This window comes from Vibrio aestuarianus (assembly GCF_012395185.1).
In the GTDB taxonomy this organism is placed as follows: domain Bacteria; phylum Pseudomonadota; class Gammaproteobacteria; order Enterobacterales; family Vibrionaceae; genus Vibrio; species Vibrio aestuarianus.
This window is the reverse complement of sequence record NZ_JAAZTU010000011.1, coordinates 77,944-100,298: the sequence shown is the minus strand read 5'-3', so window position 1 is coordinate 100,298 and position 22,355 is coordinate 77,944. Positions and strand designations below refer to the sequence as shown.

Annotated in this window: 21 protein-coding genes; 17 read left to right on the top strand and 4 right to left on the bottom strand. The window is 43.4% G+C overall.

The features are described from left to right. Positions 1-131: 131 nt before the first annotated feature. From HGG78_RS07505 to copI, 5 genes are all read left to right on the top strand, one after another. Positions 132-551, top strand: coding sequence for a hypothetical protein (locus tag HGG78_RS07505; protein WP_172532489.1), 420 nt, complete (start codon positions 132-134; stop codon positions 549-551). An 84-nt stretch (positions 552-635) separates the two neighbouring features. Next, complete coding sequence (locus HGG78_RS07500; protein WP_172532488.1) at positions 636-2,024, top strand: TolC family protein; 1,389 nt, start codon at positions 636-638, stop codon at positions 2,022-2,024. A 9-nt stretch (positions 2,025-2,033) separates the two neighbouring features. Further along, positions 2,034-3,521, top strand: coding sequence for an efflux RND transporter periplasmic adaptor subunit (locus HGG78_RS07495; protein ID WP_172532487.1), 1,488 nt, complete (start codon positions 2,034-2,036; stop codon positions 3,519-3,521). Then, positions 3,518-6,643, top strand: a complete 3,126-nt coding sequence (locus tag HGG78_RS07490) for an efflux RND transporter permease subunit (RefSeq protein ID WP_172532486.1) — start codon at positions 3,518-3,520, stop codon at positions 6,641-6,643. Before HGG78_RS07495 ends, HGG78_RS07490 begins: the two co-directional genes overlap by 4 nt. Positions 6,644-6,694: 51 nt before the next feature. After that, positions 6,695-7,246: a copper-resistant cuproprotein CopI gene (gene copI / locus HGG78_RS07485; RefSeq protein WP_172532485.1), complete on the top strand. Its 552-nt coding sequence runs from the start codon at positions 6,695-6,697 to the stop codon at positions 7,244-7,246. Between the two features lie 52 nt (positions 7,247-7,298). Here the strand turns inward: copI and HGG78_RS07480 are convergent, their stop codons facing one another. Continuing rightward, positions 7,299-7,742 carry a dCMP deaminase family protein gene (locus HGG78_RS07480; RefSeq protein WP_053310474.1) on the bottom strand — a complete coding sequence of 148 codons (444 nt, stop codon included), beginning with the start codon at positions 7,740-7,742 and terminating at the stop codon, positions 7,299-7,301. Positions 7,743-8,549: 807 nt separating this feature from the next. Here HGG78_RS07480 and HGG78_RS07475 point away from each other — a divergent pair. The 4 genes from HGG78_RS07475 (at position 8,550) to yddG (ending at position 11,743) form a co-directional block, all read left to right on the top strand. After that, positions 8,550-9,530 carry a Gfo/Idh/MocA family protein gene (locus HGG78_RS07475; RefSeq protein ID WP_053310475.1) on the top strand — a complete coding sequence of 327 codons (981 nt, stop codon included), beginning with the start codon at positions 8,550-8,552 and terminating at the stop codon, positions 9,528-9,530. Positions 9,531-9,722: 192 nt separating this feature from the next. Next, positions 9,723-10,121 carry an OsmC family protein gene (locus HGG78_RS07470; RefSeq protein ID WP_053310476.1) on the top strand — a complete coding sequence of 133 codons (399 nt, stop codon included), beginning with the start codon at positions 9,723-9,725 and terminating at the stop codon, positions 10,119-10,121. A 108-nt stretch (positions 10,122-10,229) separates the two neighbouring features. Continuing rightward, positions 10,230-10,799, top strand: coding sequence for a sugar O-acetyltransferase (locus tag HGG78_RS07465; RefSeq protein WP_172532484.1), 570 nt, complete (start codon positions 10,230-10,232; stop codon positions 10,797-10,799). 23 nt (positions 10,800-10,822) lie between these two features. After that, positions 10,823-11,743, top strand: coding sequence for an aromatic amino acid DMT transporter YddG (gene yddG, locus HGG78_RS07460; RefSeq protein ID WP_172532483.1), 921 nt, complete (start codon positions 10,823-10,825; stop codon positions 11,741-11,743). Positions 11,744-11,812: 69 nt separating this feature from the next. On the opposite strand, the gene HGG78_RS07455 is transcribed toward yddG, so the two are convergent. Continuing rightward, positions 11,813-12,709: a cation diffusion facilitator family transporter gene (locus tag HGG78_RS07455; protein ID WP_053310479.1), complete on the bottom strand. Its 897-nt coding sequence runs from the start codon at positions 12,707-12,709 to the stop codon at positions 11,813-11,815. 180 nt (positions 12,710-12,889) lie between these two features. Continuing rightward, a complete protein-coding gene (locus tag HGG78_RS07450) occupies positions 12,890-13,768 on the bottom strand; it encodes a LysR family transcriptional regulator (RefSeq protein WP_172532482.1) in 879 nt (292 codons plus the stop codon). A 210-nt stretch (positions 13,769-13,978) separates the two neighbouring features. Here HGG78_RS07450 and HGG78_RS07445 point away from each other — a divergent pair, with 210 nt between their 5' ends. The 8 genes from HGG78_RS07445 (at position 13,979) to HGG78_RS07410 (ending at position 21,080) form a co-directional block, all read left to right on the top strand. Further along, a complete protein-coding gene (locus HGG78_RS07445) occupies positions 13,979-14,560 on the top strand; it encodes a class I SAM-dependent DNA methyltransferase (protein ID WP_053310481.1) in 582 nt (193 codons plus the stop codon). A gap of 162 nt (positions 14,561-14,722) precedes the next feature. Next, a complete protein-coding gene (locus HGG78_RS07440; RefSeq protein ID WP_172532481.1) occupies positions 14,723-15,337 on the top strand; it encodes a thermostable hemolysin in 615 nt (204 codons plus the stop codon). Between the two features lie 2 nt (positions 15,338-15,339). Then, positions 15,340-16,845, top strand: coding sequence for an AMP-binding protein (locus tag HGG78_RS07435; protein WP_172532480.1), 1,506 nt, complete (start codon positions 15,340-15,342; stop codon positions 16,843-16,845). A gap of 10 nt (positions 16,846-16,855) precedes the next feature. After that, positions 16,856-17,539, top strand: coding sequence for an iron-containing redox enzyme family protein (locus tag HGG78_RS07430; protein WP_171981046.1), 684 nt, complete (start codon positions 16,856-16,858; stop codon positions 17,537-17,539). 10 nt (positions 17,540-17,549) lie between these two features. Further along, positions 17,550-18,356 carry an SDR family oxidoreductase gene (locus tag HGG78_RS07425; protein ID WP_172532479.1) on the top strand — a complete coding sequence of 269 codons (807 nt, stop codon included), beginning with the start codon at positions 17,550-17,552 and terminating at the stop codon, positions 18,354-18,356. Positions 18,357-18,371: 15 nt separating this feature from the next. Further along, positions 18,372-19,007: a tetratricopeptide repeat protein gene (locus tag HGG78_RS07420; RefSeq protein ID WP_171981044.1), complete on the top strand. Its 636-nt coding sequence runs from the start codon at positions 18,372-18,374 to the stop codon at positions 19,005-19,007. Positions 19,008-19,009: 2 nt separating this feature from the next. Further along, the gene (locus tag HGG78_RS07415) at positions 19,010-19,666 is read left to right on the top strand and encodes a response regulator (RefSeq protein WP_172532478.1); all 657 of its coding nucleotides are present in this window, start codon (positions 19,010-19,012) and stop codon (positions 19,664-19,666) included. Continuing rightward, on the top strand, positions 19,656-21,080 hold the full coding sequence (locus HGG78_RS07410; protein WP_172532477.1) for an ATP-binding protein: 1,425 nt from the start codon (positions 19,656-19,658) through the stop codon (positions 21,078-21,080). The genes HGG78_RS07415 and HGG78_RS07410 overlap by 11 nt, the downstream gene beginning before the upstream one ends. A 354-nt stretch (positions 21,081-21,434) precedes the next feature. Here HGG78_RS07410 and HGG78_RS07405 read toward each other — a convergent pair whose 3' ends face one another. Further along, the gene (locus HGG78_RS07405; protein WP_172532476.1) at positions 21,435-22,349 is read right to left on the bottom strand and encodes a LysR substrate-binding domain-containing protein; all 915 of its coding nucleotides are present in this window, start codon (positions 22,347-22,349) and stop codon (positions 21,435-21,437) included. Positions 22,350-22,355: the final 6 nt, after the last annotated feature.

Below are 22,355 nucleotides of genomic sequence, written 5' to 3'. Positions count from 1 at the left end.
ATGCAGTCATTTAATTAAAATTATCTTGCCTATTCTCATTTTTGAATCATATATAACCGATAAGCTATTGACCTTGCCCCTAGGGGATACTTTAGTCTATTCAAGCTATTTAATACTAGAGTGATGTTGTTATGCAACAAGTAACGCATACAATTTGGTTTTCAGTGCTGATGGTCGTGGTTTTGATCACATCATCAATGGTGTCGAGTGCACCATTGATGGCGATCACTATGGCAAAGATGCAATCTACCGAACAAGTATCGTCCTCTGGAATGCATAAAATGTCTCCCTGTCAGGAAGGCAACCTAGCAACGCTTCACCATGCTGACTCCTCTGAGATAGTAGAAGCGTCATCCGTGGTTAACTGTATCGATATGGCAATGGATGGCGTTCATTCTTGCTGTTCGGCCATGTGTGCAGCTGCGTTTGCTTTGTTCTCATTAGGTGGTACTCCTTTTGTCCCCCATGTTGATTTGCTTTTGATTCATTCAGAACCGTTTACCAGCAGCATTACCGTTTCCCGTTCACTTTATCGCCCTCCCATCGCGTAATTTCATCTTATTGACGCTTTTTCCCTGCAGAAAACGTGTATTCATGCTGCCTGAATTTTAGGCTAGCAATTTTTTTGCATCTCAATGTTTTCCATTGAGTGCACATGTGGATGGAATTTGATCGTGAAATTCAAACTCTCTGTGATCGCATTGTCGATCAGTACGTTGTTAATACCGATAGCGGTAAACGCGACAGAGCCAGTCGCTACCAGTAAAGCCAATGTATTAACTCAATTGATAGAGACGGCACTATCAATTGATGCCAGTCGTCAGCAGTATTTGGCTCAATCTCAAGCGATTCGTGAGACTGGCGTAGCCAGTTCAACCTTGATGGATCCAAAGCTAAAAGTGGGATTTGGGGGCCTTCCTGTCGATAGCTTTAAATTTGACCAAGACCCAATGACCAATATTTCGGTAGGTTTAATGCAGCAATTTGAGCGTGGTTCAACATTGACGCTTCAAGCAAAGAAAGCTGAACAACAAGCCGATGGTATGGCTTTGCAAGTGCGCCAGCGCGAGTTGGAGGTTGCCAATAGCATGACTCAACTTTGGTTAGAGTTGGGATATCAACAATATGCTCAACGCATTTTGCGTGAAAATCAGAGCTTGATGAGTGAATTAGAGCGTTTTATTGAAACCAATTACTCGTTGGGTAAAAGCGAAGCGCAAGATTTGTTGCAAGCTCAATTACAAGTATCAAAATTGGATGAAAAACTACAGGCTAATCGCCAAATACAAAGTCGAATTTTGTCACAACTTTCAGAATGGTTAGGTTCGGCATGGTTAGCGAACCAACCAACACTAAGTGCCGATAACCAGCTGCCGTGGGCACAACTTACCGAACAATTAACTTCAATGACAGAGCAGAATCAGCATTTCACCCAACTGATGAAACACCCGATGATTGGGATGGCGGAAGCGGCGATCAACACCAGTAAAACACAAGTGGAAATCGCACAAACGGCTTACCAGCCTCAGTTCGGAGTGGAAGTGATGTACGCCTATCGCCAAGCCAATGATATGAAAGGTCAGCCTGCTTCTGATTTGGTCAGTGCGTACCTCACTATGGATATCCCGTTATTTACAGGAAATCGTCAAGATAGAAATCATGCTGCAGCGCAATATCAAGTCGGCGCTGCTAAGTCTCAGCGTGATGTTTTGCTTGCTCAAATGAATGCCAAAGTGAATGCATTATTGGTCGACAAAACTAATTTGGAACAGCGCTTAGAGCGCTACCACTCTACGTTGCTTACCCAAGCAAAAGCACGAACTCAAGCTATTGAGCGAGGTTATGAAAACAGCACCGCGCAATTTAATGATGTAGTCAGCGCGGCCAGTGATGAATTGGCATTGCAATTAGAACAAGCCCGTTTAACAACAGACTTGAATCTGACCAACAGTAACCTTGCTTATCTATTAAGCGGGTTTGATTTTCAGGTGGCGGCACCAGCGCTTGAGCAAGTGAAAAAGTAGGAGATATCAATGAAATTATTCAACGTAGCAGTCCTTTCGCTTGCTATCGGTGGCGCACTTGGGTTTGTCGCTAGCCAATATTTTCCCCATCAAGATGGTGAGAACCATGATATGCAAGCGATGAGTGATTCAAGTTCACCCTCTGAGCCTTTGTATTGGGTTGCACCAATGGATCCAAATTATAAGCGTGATAAGCCGGGTAAATCGCCGATGGGGATGGATCTTATTCCCGTCTATTCTGAAGATGAAAGCGGTACTGATGAGCAAGTTGGTACGGTGACAATCAATCCGGCAGTTGAAAATAACCTTGGCGTTAAAACCGAGCGTGCGGTTCTGACTCAATTATCACCGCGCATTGAAACGGTAGGTTACATCGCTTTTGATGAAAGTTTACTGTGGCAAACCAACGTCCGTGTTAGTGGCTGGGTCGAAAAACTCCATATCAATGCGGTTGGCGAGCAGGTGAATAAAGGTGATGTACTATTTACCCTTTATTCTCCGGATTTGGTCAAAGCGCAGGAAGAATTGCTCAACGCTTATCGCACCGATCGTCGTGGACTAGTGAAAGGCGCTACTGAGCGTTTGCTTTCTTTGGGGGTTGATCGTGAGCAAATCCAACGGATCGTCAAGCAAGGAAAAGCGACTCAATTTATTGAAATTAAAGCAGTCGCTGATGGTGTGATTGCCAGTTTAAATATTCGAGAAGGTGGCTATTTATCACCAGCACAAGCGGTAATTAGTGCTGGACCATTGAATGAAGTTTGGGTTGATGCCGAAGTTTTTGAGCGTCAAGCGCATTGGATCAATGCAGGCAGTTTTGCCACGATGACCTTAGATTCGATTCCGGGTAAAGAGTGGCAAGGTCTGGTCGATTATGTTTATCCCATTTTGGATCCGAATACACGCACTTTACGTATGCGCTTAAAATTCGCTAACCCCAATGGCGATCTTAAACCAAACATGTTTGCTAATATCGCCTTACAACCTGTTTCTCAGCAAGCTGTCTTGACTATTCCTAAAGCTGCAGTGATTCGCTCTGGTGGCATGACACGCGTGGTATTAGCGCAAGGAGAGGGTAAGTATCGTTCGGCTCGTATCAGTATTGGTCGTGAAGCAGGTGATCGAATCGAAGTTCTGCAAGGGTTGACAGAGCAAGATAGCGTTGTGACTTCTGCTCATTTTATGTTGGATTCTGAATCTAGCCAAACAGCGGATCTTTCTCGCATAAATGGGGTAGAAGTGGCAAATGAAGTTTGGGTTGATGGTTCAATTAATACTCTGTTGGCAGACTTTGGCATGATCACACTCGAACATTCAGCAGTTAAAGAGTGGGCTTGGCAAGCGGGAGAAATGAATTTTACGGTAGACGAAGGGATTGATCTTAGTGTTTTTGCGGAAGGGCAAAACGTTCGCTTTCTTATATTGAAACAAAATGGAGACTACCTGCTTAAAGCGCTTCAACTTAACTCGCAAGCGGTGCAGGGGGGTAAACAATGATTGGTGCGATTATTCGTTGGTCGATCAATAACCGCTTTTTGGTGTTAGTCGCCACATTGTTCCTTACTTTAGGTGGACTTTACAGTGTAAAGAACACTCCCGTTGATGCCTTGCCAGATCTTTCTGATGTGCAAGTCATAATTAAAACCAGTTATCCAGGCCAAGCACCACAAGTGGTGGAGGACCAAGTTACTTATCCATTAACCACGGCTATGCTTGCGGTTCCTGGTGCTGAAACGGTACGTGGATATTCATTTTTTGGTGATTCTTATGTTTATATCATCTTTAATGATCAAACCGATATGTATTGGGCTCGCTCAAGGGTATTGGAATACTTAAGTCAAGTGGCACCTAAACTACCGCCCAATGCCAAACCTACCTTAGGGCCCGATGCGACGGGTGTCGGTTGGATATACAGCTATATATTGCAAGATAAAACCGGTAAGCATGATCTTTCGCAACTACGTAGTTTGCAAGATTGGTTTTTGAAATACGAATTGCAAACCGTTAATGGTGTGTCAGAAGTCGCCACGGTTGGCGGTATGGTTAAGCAGTACCAAGTGCAAATTGATCCTGCAAAATTGCGTGCATACAACCTAACCTTGCAACAAATAAATATGGCGATTCAAAACGGTAACCAAGAAACCGGAGCGTCGGTAATTGAGGTGGCGGAAGCGGAACATATGGTTCGCACTACCGGCTATTTAACAAGTATCGAAGACATTAAAGCGTTGCCATTAAAAGTAACGGATAAAGGTACACCACTACTTTTAGGTGATGTGGCTGACATTAACCTTGGCCCGCAAATGCGCAGGGGGATATCTGAATTCAACGGTGAAGGTGAAGCTGTTGGCGGTGTGATCGTAATGCGATTTGGTGAGAATGCTAGTCAAGTTATTGATAATGTAAAAATAAAATTGGCAGAACTGCAACGTGGTTTGCCAGAAGGTGTCGAGATTGTCGCCACTTATGATCGCTCCACTTTAATTGATCATGCGGTTGAAAACCTTTGGCATAAATTAGCTGAAGAATTCATCGTTGTTGCAATTGTGTGCGCGTTGTTTTTGTTCCACATGCGTTCGTCATTGGTTATTGCACTTAGTCTACCTGTGGGAATTTTGTCGGCATTCATTGTAATGCACTGGCAAGGCATTAACGCCAACATCATGTCACTGGGTGGGATTGCTATTGCCATTGGGGCGATGGTCGATGGCGCGATCGTTATGATCGAAAATGTTCATAAGCATATTGAACGGACCCCGTTGACCGATAAAAACCGCTGGCAGGTCATTGCGAAGGCTGCGGAAGAAGTGGGCGCACCGTTATTTTTCTCCTTGCTCATTATTACATTAAGCTTTGTGCCGGTTTTCGCGTTAGAAGGGCAAGAAGGCAAAATGTTCTCGCCGTTAGCGTTTACTAAAACTTACGCCATGGCAGCGGCGGCGGGTTTAGCTATCACCCTTGTGCCGGTATTAATGGGTTATTTTATTCGCGGAAACATTCTTCCAGAACATAAAAATCCAGTCAACAGGGGGCTTGTTGCGTTATATCGACCACTGCTTAATCTGAGCTTACGTTATCCAAAAAGTATGATCATATTAGCGTTAGGTTTGATGGCGTCAGCTTATTATCCACTGAGCAAACTAGGCAGCGAGTTCATTCCTCCTTTAGATGAAGGGGATTTAATGTACATGCCGACCACTTATCCGGGCATTTCTATCGGTAAGGCTCGTGAGTTATTACAGCAAACCAACAAACTCATCAAAACGGTTCCTGAGGTAGAAACCGTGTGGGGGAAAATTGGTCGAGCAGAAACCGCGACCGATCCGGCTCCGCTGACGATGATAGAAACGGTTATTCAACTGAAACCTCAAGATCAATGGCGTGAAGGGGTAACGACGGAATCTTTGCGCAAAGAATTTGATAATTTAGTGCAATTTCCGGGGTTGACTAACGCATGGGTAATGCCAATCAAAACGCGCATCGATATGTTGGCGACGGGCATTAAAACTCCAATAGGGATCAAAATCGCCGGCCCAGATCTAAAAGAGATAGAACAAATCGGCGCGCAGTTAGAACCGATTCTTAACCGTGTCCAAGGAACGGCCTCGGTCTATGCTGAGCGTGTGGCGGGTGGTCGTTACGTGACCATTGATATCAACCGCCTACAAGCGGCGCGTTATGGTCTCAGTATCAAAGATGTGCAGCAAGTGGTCTCAACAGCGGTTGGTGGTATGAATGTGGGTGAAACCATTGAAGGACTCGAGCGCTACCCTATCAACGTGCGTTATCCGCAGGACTATCGCGATTCGGTTATGAAATTGCAAAACCTTCCGCTGGTGACGCCTAACGGGGCACGTATTGCCTTAGCCGATGTGGCCGATATTCGCTATGAAGATGGCCCCCCAATGATCAAAACCGAGAACGCTCGCCCAAATGGCTGGGTATTTGTTGATATTGAGGGACGAGATCTGGGTTCATACGTATTGGATGCGCAAAAAGCGGTCACCGAACAATTGATGCTGCCTGCTGGCTATTCACTAGCATGGTCTGGTCAATATGAATACATGGAGCGAGCGAAAGCACGTTTAAGCGTGGTCACACCGATCACTTTGGCGATCATCATGCTGCTGCTTTATTTCAGTTTTCGCCGTGTCGGAGAAGTGTTGATCATTATGGCGACCTTGCCATTAGCATTGGTCGGTGGCCTGTGGTTAATGCACTATCTTGGTTACAACTTCTCGATTGCAGTGGGCGTTGGCTTTATTGCGTTGGCTGGTGTTGCGGTAGAAATAGGTGTGATTATGCTCGTCTATCTTAACCAGGCATGGCATTACAAAAAGATTGATGCGCAGCAAAGCCATACAGCTATCGGTAGCAGTGACTTAATTGAAGCCATTCGAGAAGGGGCTGGTCAGCGTGTGCGTCCAGTGATGATGACGGTGCTCACCGTGATCATTGGTCTTATCCCAATTATGTATGGTTCAGGCACGGGCTCGGAAGTGATGCAGCGTATTGCAGCACCGATGATCGGTGGTATGGCATCTGCGCTATTGCTGACGTTACTGGTACTGCCTGCGGTATTCAAATTATGGAAGAGTCGTGAAATCGCTAAAGATTAATGACTTTAATATTGAACAAACAGAACACTCGAATTCAAGAAGGAATATAAAATGAAAAGAACACTGATTGCACTCACATTAACTGTGTTGACTACCTCTGCTATTGCAGAAATGGATCACAGTAAGATGGACCATAGCAAAATGGATCACGCTGGTATGATGATGGACCAAGATCAAATGTCAACCAGCAAGATGGATCATTCAAGTATGGATATGATGATGGACGGCATGTCTGAGGTAGGCATGCCCGCTAAAGGTGCTAAACCAGATAAAGTTGTGCATGTTCTACTATCTGATGATATGACAATTACGTTTAAGAAAGCCGTCAAAATTGAGCCCAACGATGTAGTGCAATTTGTGGTGATGAATACGGGTAAAATTGAACACGAGTTCTCAATTGGTTCAGCCGCTGAACAATTGAAACACCGAGAAATGATGCGCCAAATGGACGGGAAAACACATCATAGTGAGAATGTTGTGTTGGTCGAACCGGGTAAAGCGAAGCAGTTGCTATGGCACTTTCATGGCGACAAAAACATAGAGTTCGCTTGTAACATTCCAGGCCACGCTGAAGCTGGAATGGTCAAAAAGATTCAACTGTAATGTAAAGCGCCCTCCAATATCGGAGGGCGTTTAGTATTGAATATGTTGTTACTTACTTTAAGCTATCTAGTGGTAGCCAGTTTACTTTTACTCCGGCTTGTAAAAACATATCTTGGCTGACTTTGATTTTATCACCCCAGCGAGACAAAAAGTCTTCCGTTTGTTCAGGGCAGTGAACCGCAGAAATACCGGTTTGAATAATTTTTGCCGCACAGTTTGGGCAAGGGAAATGAGTCACGTAAATCTCACAGCCATCTAAATCACGCTTAGCAAAAAGAATCGCGTTTTCCTCAGCATGCAAGGTTTTGAGATATTTCATATCTCGATCATCGGTTCCTGCGCTGTCTGAAATGCCGTGTGGATAGCCATTGAAGCCAACGGAAACGATGCGATTTTGTTTGGTAATGACTGCACCCACTTGGGTTGACGGGTCTTTACTCCAAGAGCCAACAAGTTCTGCCATTTGGTAAAAGCGTTGTGCCCATTTCGAAATCATGCTTTGTTCCTCTAATGATTTTTCTTTGCTCCCCAGACTAAATAGGGATTTGTGATAAAGATCAGCATTAATATCCTAGTTTTCGAGCACTGAGTCTAGAGTAAATCTATTTTAGCGAAGATATTTCTTAAATTAGAGTGAGAGCTCTATCCCGTTTTTTTCTTCACAAAAATTTCTTCAATGGACATATTTAGGATTTTCTTTGTGCGAGATCTCTTACACGGACTGTAAGATTTTAGCGTTTATTGATGCCGTAGAATGAGATGTTGTATTTTTAACTCATTGAAAATAAATCATTATAATTGCAATCAATTTATAGTGTAGAAAAGTTTTTTCAGAACGGTAATTGTTCGTTAACGTAAAAAAAGTAATCTTAAGTTGTCAGCAGGAAGCGGACACGGAACAGGAAAGGCCCAAGGATAGGTCATCTTCAGGACGAAGATTCGATGATTCGGGAAGAATTATCGGCAAGGAAAGCGAAGGACATTAGCTGGATGCTGAATAACTAGGATGGTTATCAAGGATGGTTAATGTACGGTGCAAAGGATAATTGCACGAATCTGTCAGGAAGACAGATTAAGGACACCGCTAGGAAGGCGATGAAAAGGATTGCGCTGAAGGAGTCAGCCAACTATCAAGGAATAGATGCAGGGAGCACCTATTAGTAGCTGGATTGCTGCGAGTAAGAACTGGAACCCCACTAGGCGAAAGCTTAGTGGGGTTTTCTTTATTTTATTCTTGTAAAGTAAGATTGCTTCCTACTCCGTAACTCCAGATAATGAGTGAAATTTGTAAAAGGAGCTCATTATGATTCGCTTAGCGGTTATTGGAACCAACTGGATTACCGATCAATTTATTGAAGGCGCATTAAAAACAGGCGCTTTTAAGCTGACGGCGGTCTACTCGCGCAGTTTCGATAAAGCAAAAGAATTTGCAGCGAAATACGATTCTCCGGTTTTATTTACCGATTTAGTCCAGTTAGGGGAGTGCGATGAGGTTGACGCGGTCTATATTGCAAGTCCTAATGCACTGCATGGTCCGCAGTCGATTCAAATGATGGAGGCAGGTAAGCATGTCATATGTGAAAAGCCTTTGGCATCAAATTACCCACTAGCGCAGCAGATGTATAAAGTGGCAGAGCAGCAAAATGTCATTTTATTTGAAGCATTTATGACGCCGCATTTACCAAATTTTGCTGTTATTAAACAGCAGTTATCGCAAATTGGTGCTATTCGCAAAGCGATGATTAGCTACTGCCAATACTCATCTCGTTACCCTAAATATTTAAATGGCCAAAGACCAAACACTTTCTTAGCTGAATTTTCTAATGGTTCCATCATGGATATTGGTTACTACTGTCTAGGTTCTGCGGTTGAATTGTTTGGTGAGCCAGACTCAGTTCAAGCCCAAGCTCATTTGTTGGATACGGGGGTGGATGGCAATGGCAGTGTCATTTTAGGATACAAAGGTTTTGATGTAGTGTTAATGCACTCCAAAACTAGCGATTCTTACTTGCCAAGTGAGATCCAAGGTGAAGAGGCTGCGTTGCAAGTTGAGATGATTTCTATCTGCAATCGTGTCACAAAAATTAGTCGCAGTGGCTGTCGTGAAGATTTAAGTGTTGATCAACAAACGAATCGCATGTTTTATGAAGCTCAGAAATTTGCCGCGCAAATCCAGCGAAACAGTATTGATGAGCAATGCAAACAACGTTCACTACTGGTGTCCAAATTATTAACGGAAATACGCCGTCAAACCGGAGTGGTTTTCCCTTCCGATAAACAGTAATACCAATCGTAGTAAATAACTGGTCATCCTAGCTTGTTAAAATACTCGATAACAGCGTTAGAATTTTTGATTGTAGAATAGTTACTTATCGAAAAATTCCGCCTTGCTATCAAGCATTTTTTCTACGCTATTTCGGAACACTGACTTACGGTGATTGGTATAATTCACAGCCAATGAATAAGAGATCAAGTGATGCAAGCAGAAGTTAAGTGGGTTGAAGATTTTAAATTTTTAGGGCAATCACAATCGGGTCACTCTATTGTGATGGATGGTAGTGGCGGTGCGAGTGCACCCAGCCCAATGGAAATGGTTCTGATGGCTGCTGGTGGTTGTAGCTCTGTCGATGTAGTTGATGGTTTGAAATCGGCCAAGCAAAATGTGACATCGTGTGTTGCTAAATTAACCACAGAGCGCCGCGACACAGCACCGCGTATTTTTACCGCGGTAAACATTCATTTTGAAGTTTCTGGAGAAAATCTTGACCCCACCGTGGTGGCAAAGGTAGCTCAAGATTCATTAGAGAAATACTGCTCAGTCTGTTTGATGTTAGGTAAAGGTGTGGTGATGACCCATAGTTGGGAAATCATTTAATTCGCCATGAGCGATGTAAAAAGGGGGAAAATGTACGAGCGACATTTTCTCTTTTTTCTTTTTTATTTCAGCGTACTCTGGCTTTTTATTGCGATGAGGAGTGAAAAGATGACTGAAATGGAAAAAATGATGGATGGACAAATCTTTGATGGTGCCGATCCTGAAATAGATAGAATTCGTTGCAAAGCGGCTCAATTGCAAATTCAAATTAACCAATGTTGTGATGCGTCGCAGCGTTATTCATTACAGCAGCAACTGTTCGGTGCCATTGGTCACAGCGTTGTTCAACCTCCTTTTCACTGTGAGTTTGGTGAAACGATTCACATTGGTGACGAAACCTTCATCAATATGAATGTCACTATGTTAGACGGTGCTTGTATTACCATCGGCAATCATGTTCTTATTGGCCCTAATACTCAATTTTATACACCTTCTCACTCTTTAGATTATCGCAGTCGCCGTTTATGGGAGACGTTTTGTAAACCCATCGTAGTGGAAGATGATGTTTGGATTGGCGGTAACGTTATTATTAACCAAGGTGTCACCATTGGTGCGCGTTCGGTGGTGGCGGCCAATTCTGTGGTTAATCAAGATGTGCCACCCGATACACTGGTTGGTGGTACACCAGCCCGAGTGATTCGCTCATTAAAAGAAGTCAGCAGTCTCTCAACCAGTTAAATGACAGCGAAGGAAGGTCATCATTGAAACAACATAAGCACACCTTGTTTGGTGTGGCTGCCATTTTGCTATGGAGCTGTCTTATGGGGCTCACCCGAACAGTGGCTGAGCAATTTAGCCCAATTGGGGGGGCGGCTTTGATCTACACAGTGAGTTCGATATTTCTCGTGCTAGTGATGGGTTTTCCTAAGCTAAAGCAATTTTCTTTACGTTACTTGCTGATTGGTGGCGCGCTTTTTGTCAGCTATGAAATTTGCTTAGCGCTAGCACTTGGCATGGCAAATGACCGTCATCAGGCGTTAGAAATGGCAGTTATCAATTATTTATGGCCAGCACTGACGGTGTTGTTGGCTGTTATTGTTACTCGTAAACCAATTAATTTACTCGTTTACCCGAGCGTTGCATTAGCTTTTGTGGGGGTGGCTTGGACGATCGCTGGTGACGATGGCTTTTCTATCGAACAGTTTTCTCGCAACATCGCCACTAACCCAGCGACTTATAGTATGGCGTTTGCGGGAGCGATTATCTGGGCTGTATATTGCAATATAACCAAACAGTTAGCGAATGGACAAAATGCAATTATCGTCTTTTTTATCGCCACAGCCAGCGCACTTTGGATTCAATATTTCTTCAGTGATGAACGAGCGTTAGTATTTACACTCCCTGCTACTTTAAATTTAGTGATCACTGGTGTGGTTATGGGCAGTGGCTATGCGTTGTGGAATGTCGCGATTATTCGAGGAAATATGCTGTTACTGGCTACGCTTTCCTATTTCACTCCTGTCATTTCGACGCTATTTTCTTCGGTTATATTGGGAGTGGTGCTCGGTGTCAGTTTTTGGCAAGGTGTCGTGATGGTCACCATTGGCTCATTAATGTGTTGGTGGGCGACAAAAGATAGATCGTCATCTGTTAAAGAGAGCGAGGCAACACAAGCAAGCTAGGCGAATTGGCTATTAGAAACAAAAAGACCTCACCATAATGGTTGAGGTCTTTTTTATGAAGGTTTGTGACTATCGTGCAATGTTCATGTTTAATTGCAATTCAAAAGGCAGTTTCGATAAACGCTTATGTAACGAACGACGTGTACTTTCAATATCTTCGATAGCAATCATTTCATTCTCTTCTGGGCGAATATCTACGTTTACCCATAACTCGTGGCCTACTTTAGTCACGGAAGTCAATTCAATCTCTTGGTCTGATTCTTCACCTGCGGCTATTACGCCTTGGTCAACTGTGTTACAAATTTCTTTGCTCGCCGACATCATCAGTAATTCACGCATCGCGGATTTGAGCATGTCGTAAGGCACTTTAATAAAATAAAACGACATTAGTAGCATCATCATTGGATCTACATATACGGCATACTCCGCATAAGGTGACATTGTCACTAAAAAAGCCACTAAGAAACCTACGGTTACCACGACACTTAATAGCGTGTCCATTTGCCACTGTTTCGTTTCTGCTTCGATTAAGCCAGAAGAGTAACGCTTACTTTTTTGAGCAATAAACCACCAGGCAAAGCCACAGCCAATAACGTTGATTGCGCCAAAGAGTGTTGCGATAGAAGCATCCACTTCACGCCCACCAGTAAATAATGCAACGACAGCTGAGTAGAGCGAATAACTCACTACTAATAAAATCACGCTGGCTTTAATTGCAATTACCGCTGGTTCAAAAACGGCCCTACCCAATGGAAATTGAGAATCTGAAGGTTTACGGATATAACGTGAAGCCACCAGCGACAATAATGTTAACAGCAAGCTGACCAGTGAATAGACACCATCAAACACGATAACTAATGAGCCGACAAGCATACCTACCACTAAACCACCGCCAGCAAAGCCAGAAGCCAAAAGGGCAGAAATCGTTAATACACGATTTTCGTTATTTCTTGTTCGAGCGCACATAAAATAATACCTGTTGAAAACATGGTGTTATTTTGGCTGAAAACCCATTTTTGACAATCGTTAAGTGAGCGTAATTGATAGTGGAATCAATTTAACATTATTATTTTATTTAAAAACAAAGAGTTACGAATTGCCTGCCTGTCAGTTTTTTTGACACTGACTGCTTGAGTCTGGATTGGATTAAAAATCAAACAAGTAATCGCTGAGTTTATCCGCCAACCAATTCATTCCAGGATGTTCCGCCATGCCTGTTGCGGTGAACATGCAATAATCTTCTTGGGTTAAACCATAAGTATGCTTGATTACCGTTAGTTTTTGTTCACGCAAATAACGGCGAATAAGTGGCTCGGGCAAAACTCCCCATGCATTTTCTGTCAAAATGGTGTTGAGCATGTAATCAAAACTAGAGAAACCGATATATCGACGTGAAAAAGGTTGTAGCTCTGGATTATCCTTCTCATTCAGGTAAACCATCACCGCTTGCATTGCTTTGCGGAGTTCTTCATCGGTTACACGTTTGATTTTGGTCAGTGGGTGGTCACTTTTACACACCGACATCATGCGGATTTTGCCCAAAGGCTGGTAGGTAATTCTGGGGTCATTGATACGCTCGTAATCAACGCCAAACGCGAAGTCAACTTGGTGAGTGGCAATTAAGTTGGCTAAGTCACCGCTCGATGCGAGTACTAAGTTGAATGACGTGGCTGGAAAACGATTATTGAGCTGATGCGCAAAGTCTTGCCATAGTGCATCGGGTAGTGAGTCATCACGGGCTATCCACATTTCAGCGTTAAACCCGCGTGAGACTTGAGTGCAGGTATGCTTTATCCGCGCAATTGTCACCAACACGCTTTCACAATCTTTGTAAATCGCTTTACCTGCTTCCGAAAGCGTGAGGTTATTACCGGTTCGCACAAACAGGGCTGTATCGAGCTCTTTCTCTAATGCTTTTATCGCCATACTCAGTTTAGTGCGGTTACATGCTAGCTGCCGTGCCGCTTCAGAAACAGAACCAGTTTCTGCGACGGAACAAAATGCTTCAATTTGCGAGAGATTCATAAAGACTCGAAGATATAGTAATCACAAGTGATGATAGTCAGCGGATCATAAACAATTTTCAGTTGGATGCCTATCTGTCTGTTTTCTCGCCAAATGAAATAAGCGCCCCATTTCTTGAATAAGATTGCGTTGTAACGCTATGAACGTCACATAGTTTTGGTTTACTCTTGGCAATATTACCCCAATACAAGAAGTAATACGGAGGCCATGATGGCGAACGAATGGGATGAGTACGCAGCTGAGTGGGAACAGGATGAGTCCACGACTATTTTTGCACAGAACGTTTTTCAGCAGCTTCAGAAGTTAGCGTCACTCAATGGCAAACATGTTTTTGATTTTGGCTGTGGTACGGGTTTATTGAGCCAATTGATGTCACCACAGGTAAAGGATATTGTCGCATTAGACAGCTCGGAAGCGATGATTGAAGAGTTAGACAAAAAAGAACTGTCTAATGTTGAACCTGTGGTTGACTTCTTGACCCGTGGTTTAGTCGCGCAGCACCCTGCCTTTCGTAAGCAATTTGACCTTGTCGTTGCTTCTTCTGTTTGTGGTTTTGTGCCTAATTTGAGTGAAGTGCTCACAATTATCCATTCTTTACTGGATGACAATGGCTTATTTGTGCACTGGGACTGGTTAGTTGCAGAGGATGATCCTGAATACGGTCTTAGCCAACGTCAGATCGAAACACTACTTAAAGATGCAGGTTTTAGTCAGGTTGAAACCTCAGTGGCTTTTGAGATGCAAACAAAAAATGGCCTAGCGCCAGTTGTGATGGGCGTGGGTCGTAAGTAATCCTTTCATCCTAGTTCACGATTTTATCTCGGTATTTCCCCTTAGAAACCGTGCTGTAAAGCGCGGTTTTTTTATGCGTGTAGCAAAAAATTTACTTTCTTAAGTTTCCCTTAAGTTTCATTTCTTATTCTCACTATGAAATCAAAGTTAGAGGGTGAACAAATGAAAGATCTCTTACGAGCAAACACACTAGTGTTAGAGATGGTTGAAAAAGACCACCCAAAACGTAAAGAAGTCGAAGCGTATATTGGTGAACGGTACGCCCTAGCGTTTGACGCGAAACTCAATAGTTTCATGCCAACGTTTCTTGCTCTGCTCGATCACGACCATATCCAGTCTTTATGCGGTTTTCGCATTGCCAGCAATGAAGCCTTGTTTCTTGAACAATATTTAGATGAGCCAGCGGAAGCCATTCTATCTAACGTTTTTAGCCAAGACATTGGCCGTGAAAACTTAATTGAATTTGGTCAACTGGCATCATTTTCTAGAGGAATGTCACCGGTCCATTTCCTACTCATGACTGAGAAATTGGTGGCATCGGGTTTTGAGTGGTGCATTTTTACAGCGACCGATCCCCTTTATGCCATGATGTGCCGTTTAGGCTTAACCCCTACGATATTAGCAGAAGCGGATCCAAATCGAATTGCTGATGCTACCCAAATATGGGGAAATTACTATCAGCATCAACCGCGTATTGTTGCCGGTAACTTAAAGCAAGGGTTGGCGCATTTGCAGAGCTTATTTGTAAACCACAGCCGTACGGTTATAGGAGAGTAGTGATGTCTGCCATTATTGAAACCTTAATGCAGCGTGCGGAACTAACGCCTGACCGTATTGCTTTTATCGGCTGTTCGCATAGCTCTGACCAAGTGATGAGACTGAGTTATGCTCAACTGCTAGAAAAAGTGAAAGACTACGCGTCAATACTTGAATCTTTACAGCCTCACTGTATTGCTCTGCGCGCTGAAAACAGTTTGGATTGGGTGATAGCAGACCTTGCGGCTATGTATATTAAGTTGCCGATTGTACCGATCCCGATGTTTTTTACAGCGGAGCAAATCCGCCACACTTTAGACTCTGCGGGTGTCGATTTACTGTTGGGAGATTGGCCTGATACCTTATCAGCATCATTAGTACAGCCGCTAGCCGTGACGATTGGGTCGCTGAATGTATGGAAAATCTGTGATGTTAAACCCGTACGGTTACTTAATCACAGTGCCAAAGTCACATTCACTTCAGGCTCAACAGGAACACCTAAAGGGGTGTGCTTAAGCAGTCAACACCTAGCTACTGTGAGCATGACGTTAAAGGATGCGATTGCGACGCAAGCGAAATGCGATACCCACTTGGTTTTACTGCCTCTGTCTACTTTGCTAGAAAATATTACCGGTATCTATGTACCAATCATGCTTGGTGCTAGCTCTGTGGTACTGCGAGGTGAAGACGTGGGCTTAGTGGGGTCGAGCCAGTTTGATGCACAGCGTTTCGCACATGCACTGGCTAGTTATCAACCCAATAGCTTAGTGCTTACCCCTGCGTTGTTAATGGCGTTGATTCACGTTGCTAAACAGGATGCTGCTCTTGTCGCCTCGCTGGTTTTTGTCGCGGTGGGTGGCGCGCGTGTTACCCCGCAGTTGATGCAGTATGCTCACGCGATGCACATTCCGGCTTTTGAGGGTTACGGCCTGTCGGAATGCGGCTCTGTGGTGAGTTTAAATACACCATCACAACTGAAAATGGGCACATGTGGACGAGTATTACCGCATTCAAAAGTGATGATTGCGCCGGATGGAGAAGTGCTTGTTAAAGATAATGTTGCGCTGGGTTATATCAACCAACCTTTTAATGAGCAATGGCTAGCCACGGGCGATTTGGGTTCGCTGGATGAGCAAGGTTACCTTTCTATTACTGGTCGTAAGAAAAACCAGATTATCACCAGTTTTGGCCGGAATGTATCGCCGGAATGGGTTGAATCTGAAGCGCAAATTTTTGCGCCTTTACGCACCATGGTGGTGGTTGGTGAAGGTCAGCAGCACCTAACCGCCGTTGTTGATGGCGGCGATCAATCTCTGGTGTTATCAGCCATTGAGCAACTTAACCAAAAATTGCCAGATTACGCCAACATTGGTGATGTGATTACGGTGAGCGATCTACGTTCATACCATCACTTATTTACAAGTAATGGGCGGCCGATTCGCCAAGCTTTTGAGTCTTGGTTAAGCGACACCAACGTCCCCAGCTCTGTGCTGCGAATTTCTATTGCCCCTATGTCAATTTATTCTTGAGGAACCGATGATGAGTCAATTTTTTCAAACATTAAAACAGCAAACTTTACCTGCGCAAATGTCGATGCTCCAAGCCCCTATTTTTGCTGCCTGTCAGCGTGGGGATATAGATAAAGAGACTTATGTGAATTTTCTCACTCAAGCTTTTCATCATGTAAAGCATACCGTCCCTTTATTGATGGCATGTGGAGGACGATTGCCTGAAAAATACGAATGGTTACGCCAAGCGATTGGAGAGTATATCGAAGAAGAAAAAGGTCATCACGAGTGGATTTTGAATGATATTCAAGCATGTGGTGCCGATGCGGAACTTGTTAGATCAAACCAAGAAACTGGCCGTGTGGGTATGCCTATCGAGCTGATGGTGTCGTATTTGTATCATCAAATTGACCGCGCTAATCCTATCGCTTTTTTCGGTATGGTTTGGGTATTAGAAGGTACGAGTGTTGGTGTGGGGGGACAAGTGGCGCAGTTGGTGAAGCATACTTTGCAACTACCGGATAGCGCGATGACGTATCTCACCTCTCACAGTGTGCTCGATCAAGACCATATCAAATTGTTTGAAGATTTGATGAATAAGATCACCGACCCTGAAGATCAGCAAGCGATCATTGACTCTGCCAATATGGTTTTTCATCTCTACGGAAAAATGTTGCATGACTTAATGCCCAGTAGTTTGCAAAACGTTGCTTAAGGAGCGTCAAATGGATCTGCAAGGAAAACACGTTCTATTAACCGGAGCCTCTGGTGGCATAGGTCATGAGTTAGCGCTGGCATTGGAAGAAAAGGGGGCAACGTTGTTGCTGGTTGCTCGCAATATCGAAAAATTACAAGCGCTTCGCCAATCACTGAGTAACCCAGATGCCCATCACTGTTTAAGTGTGGATCTATCAACCGCCGATGGGTTAGACAAACTGAAACAGACGTGTCGCCAGCTAGATAACCTCAAACGCATTGATGTGGTGATTAATAATGCAGGGATTAACCAGTTCAGCTTTTTAGCTCAGCGGAGCAGTGCGTCGATAGAACAAGAGATTCACCTAAACCTTACGATGCCAATTCTGCTTAGCCAAGCTGCACTAAGTTGGTTAAATCGCCCCGGAATTATTTTAAATATTGGGTCGACTTTTGGGTCGATTGGCTTTCCAGGTTACAGCAGTTATTGTGCCGCAAAATCAGGAGTACAGCGCTTTAGCGAAGCGTTAGATCGTGAACTTGATGGTTCCGGTCTTCGTGTGCTTTATCTTGCGCCGCGCGCAACTAACACCAGCCTTAATGATCCGTTAGTCGAGCAAATGAACAAACAATTGGGTAACGCCAGTGACTCACCCCAAGTCGTTGCGCAGCATGCTATTAAAATATTGGAAAAAGAGCAGGCATCACATTGGATAGGGTGGCCTGAAAAACTGTTTGCCAAGCTAAATCAATTGTTTCCATCATTGGTTTCTCAATCTATCCGCAAGCAACAAGACACTATTCATCATTACATCAATCGAGTTCATGGAAAGTAGTAAGAGGAATTTAAGATGAAAACATATTGTATAGGACTTCTTTCACTATTAACGATGGGCAGTATCCAGCCTGCGGTTGCATCGAGTGCAGATCCGTTGAACACTATTCAAAAAAAATGGGCGGTGTGCCAATATCAATCGCAAGATAAAGAACATCAGGTTTATTGTTTAGAAAAGCTTATTGAACGTAATCAAAAAGCACTCGATGATCAACCTGAACGCCCAGAGTTAAAAGTTTGGCTTGCTATCAATAAAGGCTCTTTAGCTGGCGTTAATGGTGGACTGGGCGCGCTTTCTTTAGTGAAAGAAGCAAAAGTATTGCTTGAGCAAGTGATTGAACAAGCACCAGAAACGTTAGATGGATCCGCTTATACCAGTTTAGGTTCGTTATACTATCAAGTACCGGGGTGGCCTATTGGCTTCGGTGACGATGAAATGGCGGAAAAAATGCTCAAAAAAGCGCTAGAAATTAACCCCGATGGTATCGACTCTAATTATTTTTATGGTGATTTTTTAGCTGAAGATGGCCGAAAAGTGGATGCTCTGACTTATTTGAAACGAGCTCAACAGGCCAAAGCAAGACCCGATAGACCTTTGGCTGATATGGGGCGTCAAAAGGAAATAGAAAAGCGAATAGGAGAGCTTAATTAATCATGCGCTTGTTGTTGGTTGAAGATGATGTATTACTCGGCCAGTCTATGGTGGCTTCATTAAGCCGCCAAGGCTATACCGTTGATTGGGTAGAAAGAGGTGGTGGGGTTGATTTGGCTTTAAAAACCGAACAGTTTATTGCCATCATCTTAGATTTAACCCTTCCTGATATTGACGGTTTAGTTGTGCTTAAAAATGTGCGTCGGGCGGGTTATACATTACCTGTTTTGATCTTAACCGCGCGTTATGATGTTGAAGACAGAGTCAAAGGCTTAGATGGCGGAGCTGATGACTATCTGGTCAAGCCTTTTGCATTGGAAGAATTGATGGCAAGGTTACGGGTGTTGATCAGACGTCAATCCGGTTTCTGTGATACACGTATGGAAATTGGTGATTTAGCCCTGTCGTTAGCTGAACAAGCGGTTGAATATCAAGGAGTACGACTTAAACTTACGAATAACGAGTTTAAATTACTAGCCGTATTGATGACGCAAGCTGGCCGAGTCGTAAGCAAAGAACAACTGCTACAATCTCTACATGGGTGGGATGAAGGCACGAGCGATAATGCGATAGAAGTGCACATTCATAACCTACGAAAGAAAGTTCCAAATAACATGATAAAAAACATCCGTGGCGTGGGGTATATCATTGAAAAATAAAAATGGCTATTCGATTAAAAAGAGGTTGACTGTTTCGGTAGTAATGCTCTCCTCGTTACTAATCCTCATTTCCCTGTATTTCAGCTACAGCGCCGCACAATATGAAATCAATGAGGTTTATGATGCACGTCTTGGGCAATCAGCCAAACTGCTTTTATTAGGTATGCCAGTTGATGATGGTGAGCGCTCTATGGCAGAGTCTCAGCAAGTTTTTGACACTTGGATGCAACGAATTTCTCAGCAATCTCAAGCCAAAGGGCACGATGACCCAACCACTTTTGGTCACCCATACGAAAAAAAAATCCTTTTTCAGTTTTACCGTAATGGACTACTGATATGGGGATCTAACCCTGAGGTTGGCAAAATACCTCATAACCCCGCATATGTTGGTTTTGGCGATGTCACGCTCAATGGTGAATCGTGGCGCTTTTTTCAATTATTATTGCCTGAGAATTATCATACTACTCCTGAATATGTGATTGTCGCGGAAAAACAAGTCATCAGACAGGAAATGAGTCATGAATTGGCGTTGTCGACGGCGTTGTCGACGGCGTTGCCGCAATTGATCTTAATTCCTTGCCTAGCCGGCATTATGGTGATCTTAATTGGTATACACTTTGAGCCTATTTCAGAGTTAAAACGAGCAATTACTCAGCGTAGTGTTAATAAACTCGATAGTATTTATGTGGCCAACCCAACGGTTGAATTGTCGCCGTTAGTGACGGCATTGAATGAACTATTAAGTCAGCTTGATCAAGCGTGGCAGCGAGAAAAACGCTTTACCCGTATGGCTGCTCATGAACTAAAAACACCATTAACCGTATTGAGGCTTAATGCGGAAAATGCACTTAACAGCCAAAATGAAGAACAATTAAAGAACGATCTTAATAATATTTTGCGAGGGATAGAAAGGACTGACAGACTGATCCAACAACTTTTGATGTTAGCTAAAGTCGAAAGTCAGCATCCACAATTCTCATCGCTAGATCTCCGCAAACTGTTACAAAATGTGATTGCTCAACTTGTGCCTATTACGCTAAAGCAAAAGCAAGAGATTTCGCTACAAGCTATTGATGTTCAAATCCGTGGAGATGAAACCTTATTGACGGTGCTGTTTAGTAACTTAATCGACAATGCGATTCGTTACTCCGGTGAAGGCAGCGAAATTCATGTGGTAATCAGCGATAGTGGTGATTATATCGAAGTGCGAATCGCTGATAACGGCCCCGAAATTGATACAGAAACACGAGAGAAATTGTTTGATAATTTTTACCGTGCGAACACCGAAAAAGGTGATGGTGCGGGGCTTGGTATGTCTATCACACAAGATATTGCCAAGTCACATCAAGGTCGAGTTGAGTTACTCCCTAGAGAACACAAACAAAATGTATTTTTAGTTCGGTTGTTAAGGTAACTGGTATGGAATGTTATTTTAATAGATGAAAATGGTAGCTGCCATAGCTTTTATTTTTCGTAATTCGGATTAACGTCCTAAGTCTTTTATGGTTTTCCATATTGAGAATTGCTTATTTACATTATTTCACTGTTCGGTCATTCTCAAATTGCGTATTCTTCACCTAGTGATAGAGATCGTAATAGCTGGTTAAAAGCTACGTGATGTTTGTCAAAGGATTCTATTTGTTGACTAATAACTCATGGCTAGGGTTGCTCAAAAATAAAAGCAAATTAGAACAAACAATAAGGGTCAGCGTATTGCTGACCCTTATTGTTTTCAATGCTTATCTCATTCTAGTCATCAATTACTCAACTAACTAGGTTGCCTGAGTTGTTCACACAACCACCTAATGGCTTGGTCGTTCATGCTGGGCTTATTCCAAACTAAACTGTAAGCGACAGTACCGTAATTAAACGGAAGTGGTTTGGTGACTAACTGCTGTGCTTGCAAAGCCTGTTCTGCCCATTTCTTAGAACATGTAAAGAGATAGTCAGTATGTTGGCAAAGTACCGCCGCCGAACCGAAATCGGCAACGATAATAGGAACTCGACGCGCATGATGGTACTGCGCTAGGTTCTTTTCAAAGAAAGGCTCAGAGAGCTCTTTATCTAAAATACCAATATGTGAATAATCTAAATACTGCTCGGTGGTTAATGTTTCATTAGCCAGAGGGTGGTTCTTTCCCATTAAGCAGACCATTTCATCATATTCAAGTACTTCCCATACCAATTCTTTATCGCGAGTGGGGGGTTGGCTAATATCGTGTGGTAGTAAAATAAAGTCGACTAAACCGCTTTGTAGAGCATCAAATCCATAGTGTTCTTTTGAGTAAATCGTAAAGGAAGCGTTGGGTGCCTGGTTGGATACAACATTGGCAAGTTTCGAAGCAAACACTTCGAAAGTGCTTTCTCTCATTGCAAGGTGATACTGACCTTGGTGGGCAATGGGCTCAAAATCAGCATGGTGTAGTAAGCCATTCATACTCGACAAAATGGAGTGAACGGTCGGCCCCATTTGCAGTGCAAACTGGGTCGGAATCAAGTGGGTGCCGTCTCGGTAAAATAGTTCATCTTCCATGAGAATGCGCAATTGTGACAAACACTTACTGATACTTGATGGGCTGACACAAAGCTGAGTTGCTGTCTGTGTAACGCTACGCGTGCTTAACATGATGTGCAGCGCTGTCAGGTGCTTTAAACTGATTCTCGAAAGATGAATGTAATCCATAAATAA